We start from the raw sequence: 3,642 nt of genomic DNA, 5'->3' as shown, positions 1-3,642 counted from the left end.
GCGACCGCCGGAGATCACCACCTTCGCCCCGCCCAGTTCCGGGCGGTCCGAGGCCGCAAGCTCTTGACCGACGAACTGCGACTGGGCGTTCTCGACCACGGTGTCGAGGGCCTCGATCGCGGCGCTGCCGACGTGCCCGACCGCATCGAACGCCGTGGTGCGTACGGTCATCACCTTGAGCGCGTCATCGCTTTTCACCGTGGCGATGGCGTTGCCGGCGTAGATCGGGCGCTTGAAGGTGTCGGCGCTGTCGATGGCCAGCACCTCGGAAATCTGACTGACGTCCTTGAGCGCGGCCACGCGCGGCAGCACGTTCTTGCCGGTGGTCGAGGCGCTGGCAAGCACATGGGTATAGTCGCCGGCGAGCTCGACCAGAAGCGCGCCCAGCGGCTCGGCGAGCTGGTGGGCGTAGACGCTGTGATCCGCGAGGCGAACGCGGGTGACGCCGTCGAGTTTGGCGGCGGCGTCTGCGGCGGCCTGGACGCCTTCGCCGGCGACCAGTACGTCGATATCGCCGCCGATCTCGCGGGCGGCGGCCACCACGTGGGCGGTGGTGTCAAGCAGGTGGCCGTCGTGAACGTCGGCCAGAACCAGAATGCTCATGAGAAACTCCTTGAATACGGGTGAAAGAGGCGATCACTGGGCCGGGAAATCAAAGCACCTTGGCTTCGTTTTTCAACTTGTCGACCAGCTCGTCCACTGAGGCCACCTTCACGCCGCCCTTGCGCTCGGCGGGCGTCTCGACCTTGATCAGGCTCACACGGGACGCCACCTCGACGCCGTAGTCCGCCGGGGTCTTGACGTCCAGCGGCTTCTTCTTGGCCTTCATGATGTCCGGAAGCTTGGCGTAGCGCGGCTCGTTGAGGCGCAGGTCCGTGGTGACGATCGCCGGAAGCGCGAGTGACACGGTCTGCAGGCCGCCGTCGATCTCGCGGGTGACGCTGACGCGATCACCGTCGACCTCCACCTTCGAGGCGAAGGTGCCCTGGCCCATGTGGGTCAGCGCGGCGAGCATCTGGCCGGTCTGGTTGTTGTCGGTGTCGATCGCCTGCTTGCCGAGGATCACCAGCCCCGGCTGCTCTTCTTCCACCACCTTCGCCAGGAGCTTGGCCACGGCGAGCGACTCGACGCGCTCGTCGGTCTCGATCTGGATCGCGCGGTCGGCGCCGAGCGCAAGTGCCGTGCGCAGCTGTTCCTGGGCGGCCTTGGGGCCGACGCTCACGGCGATCACTTCCGTCGCCACGCCCTTCTCCTTCAAGCGTACCGCCTCTTCCACGGCGATCTCGCAGAAGGGGTTCATGGCCATCTTGACGTTGGTGAGATCCACGTCGGAGTGATCCGCCTTGACGCGGATCTTGACGTTGTAGTCGATGACGCGTTTCACCGCGACTAATACTTTCATGGTTTCCTCGCTTGGCTGATCAGAAGCCTTGTCTTGACGGGCACAGCCCTCTCGCTCGTGCGGCTAGCAACACTATAGCGCTTTTGCCTCAGCAAATCCGGCGGCGGCGAAAGGCGCCCAAAACGGGGCGATAACGCCCTGACACCATCGTAGAAATGACCCGGGACGGGTATTATGCCTATCATGAGGCATAACCAGAAGCAAACGACCGTTTAGTATTAAGTTCGTGTTTTTATAAGACACGGTACTTACGAGAATAAGGAGAGACCGTGGAAAACGCAGAGCGCGATGTCATGGAAATGGATGTGGTCATCGTCGGCGCGGGGCCTTCGGGCCTGTCGGCCGCCTGCCGACTGATGCAGCAAGCCAACGAGGCGGGCCAGGAATTGACCGTCTGCGTCGTGGAGAAAGGCTCCGAGGTGGGGGCCCATATCCTGTCCGGTGCCGTGCTCGAGCCGCGCGCACTTGATGAGCTCTTTCCCGACTGGAAGGAGCGCGGCGCCCCGCTGAACACTCCCGCCACCCGCGACGACCTCTACCTCTTGAAGGATGGTGAGAACGCGCGCAAGCTGCCCCACGCGCTGGTGCCGAAGAGCATGCACAACACCGGCGGCGACCAGACCCGCTACGTGATCAGTGCGGGCAACCTGTGTCGCTGGCTCGCCGAGCAGGCGGAAGACCTCGGCGTCGAGATCTTCCCGGGTTTCGCCGCCCAGGACGTGATCGTCGAGGACGGCGCGGTGCGCGGCATCCTGATCGGCGACATGGGGGTGGCCGCCGACGGCACGCCCAAGGATGGCCACATGCCGGGCATGGAGCTTCGCGCCAAGTACACGCTGTTCGCCGAAGGCTCCCGCGGGCATCTGGGCAAGCGCCTGATCCGCGAGTTCTCCCTCGACGAGGGCCGCGACCCGCAGCACTACGGCATCGGCCTGAAGGAGCTGTGGGACGTGCCCGCGGACAAGCACGAGCCGGGTCTGGTGGTTCACGGCTCCGGCTGGCCGCTCGAAGCCGATACCCACGGCGGCTGGTTTCTCTACCATGCCGAGAACCAGCAGGTGGTGGTCGGGCTGATCATGGATCTGGGCTACAGGAATCCCTGGCTTTCGCCTTTCGACGAGTTCCAGCGCATGAAGCACCACCCGGTGCTGCGTCAGTATCTCGAAGGCGGCAAGCGCGTCGCCTACGGCGCGCGCGCCATCACCAAAGGCGGCTTCAACTGCCTACCCAAGATGACCTTTCCCGGCGGGCTCCTGATCGGCTGCGACGCGGGCACGCTCAACTTCGCCAAGATCAAGGGCATTCACACCGCGATGAAGTCGGGCCTGGTGGCCGCCGAGAGCGTTTATGATGCGATCAAGGGTGGCGACGAAGGCGGCGCGGAACTTTCCAGTTTCAACCAGAAGTGGGAGTCGAGCTGGGCGTATCAGGAGCTCAAGGAGAACGCGAGCTTCGGCCCGGCAATGCACAAGTATGGTAACGTCGGCGGCGGCGCGTACAACTTCGTCAACCAGCTCATCGGCAACAAGCTGCCGACACTGCACGACACCACCACCGACCACGGCGCTCTGCAGCCCGCCGACAAGTTCGAGAAGATCGACTATCCCAAACCCGATGGCAAGCTCTCTTTCGACAAGTCCTCCTCGGTGTTTCTCTCCAACACCAACCACGAGGAGGATCAGCCCTGCCACCTCAAGCTCACCGACCCGTCGATTCCCATCGAGCACAACCTGCCCAAGTACGCCGAGCCCGCGCAGCGCTACTGCCCGGCCGGGGTCTACGAAGTGGTGGAAGACGATCAGGGCAAGCCGCGCTTTCAGATCAACTTCCAGAACTGCGTGCACTGCAAGACCTGCGACATCAAGGACCCGGCCCAGAACATCACCTGGGTGGCGCCGGAAGGCGGCGGTGGCCCCAACTACCCCAACATGTAGAAGGCGTCGTGCCCGTCGTCAGGCGGGCTTGACCGGATCCAGCGACGTGATCGGCGCGCGGCTGGCGATCAGCCGGCGTCGCCCGGCCTGAACGAAGCGCACGTCGATCACCGGATCCGCCGGATTGCCCTCCACCGCCGCCACCTCGCCTTCGCCGAACACGTCGTGCATCAGGCGCTGTCCGGGGTAGAAATCGGCGCCCGAGGCGTACCCTGCACGGGGTTCGTTGACCGCCTCGGCGCGCAGGATGATGTCCTCGCGCCCGAGCCGCGTCAGGTAGCGCTCGACCAAGGCAGGGCGTGTCAC

At 64.6% G+C, this 3,642-nt stretch carries 3 protein-coding genes and 1 pseudogene; 1 reads left to right on the top strand and 3 read right to left on the bottom strand.

The window, feature by feature from the left end:
- On the bottom strand, positions 1-603 hold a 603-nt coding region (locus tag BIS11_RS13060), incomplete at its 3' end, for an electron transfer flavoprotein subunit alpha/FixB family protein (protein ID WP_367399212.1).
- A gap of 49 nt (positions 604-652) precedes the next feature.
- Entirely contained in the window at positions 653-1,402 is a 750-nt protein-coding gene (locus BIS11_RS13055; protein WP_253418204.1) for an electron transfer flavoprotein subunit beta/FixA family protein, read from the bottom strand.
- A gap of 269 nt (positions 1,403-1,671) precedes the next feature.
- Here BIS11_RS13055 and BIS11_RS13050 point away from each other — a divergent pair, with 269 nt between their 5' ends.
- Complete coding sequence (locus BIS11_RS13050) at positions 1,672-3,336, top strand: electron transfer flavoprotein-ubiquinone oxidoreductase (protein WP_253418201.1); 1,665 nt, start codon at positions 1,672-1,674, stop codon at positions 3,334-3,336.
- Between the two features lie 18 nt (positions 3,337-3,354).
- On the opposite strand, the pseudogene BIS11_RS13045 reads toward BIS11_RS13050, so the two are convergent.
- Positions 3,355-3,642, bottom strand: a pseudogene (locus BIS11_RS13045) (ATP-dependent helicase); the annotation flags it as partial.

The sequence above is a fragment of the Halomonas sp. 707D4 genome (assembly GCF_024158685.1).
Taxonomy (GTDB): domain Bacteria; phylum Pseudomonadota; class Gammaproteobacteria; order Pseudomonadales; family Halomonadaceae; genus Vreelandella.
Note: the sequence above shows the minus strand (reverse complement) of the source record. Positions and strands in the feature narration are given on the sequence as shown.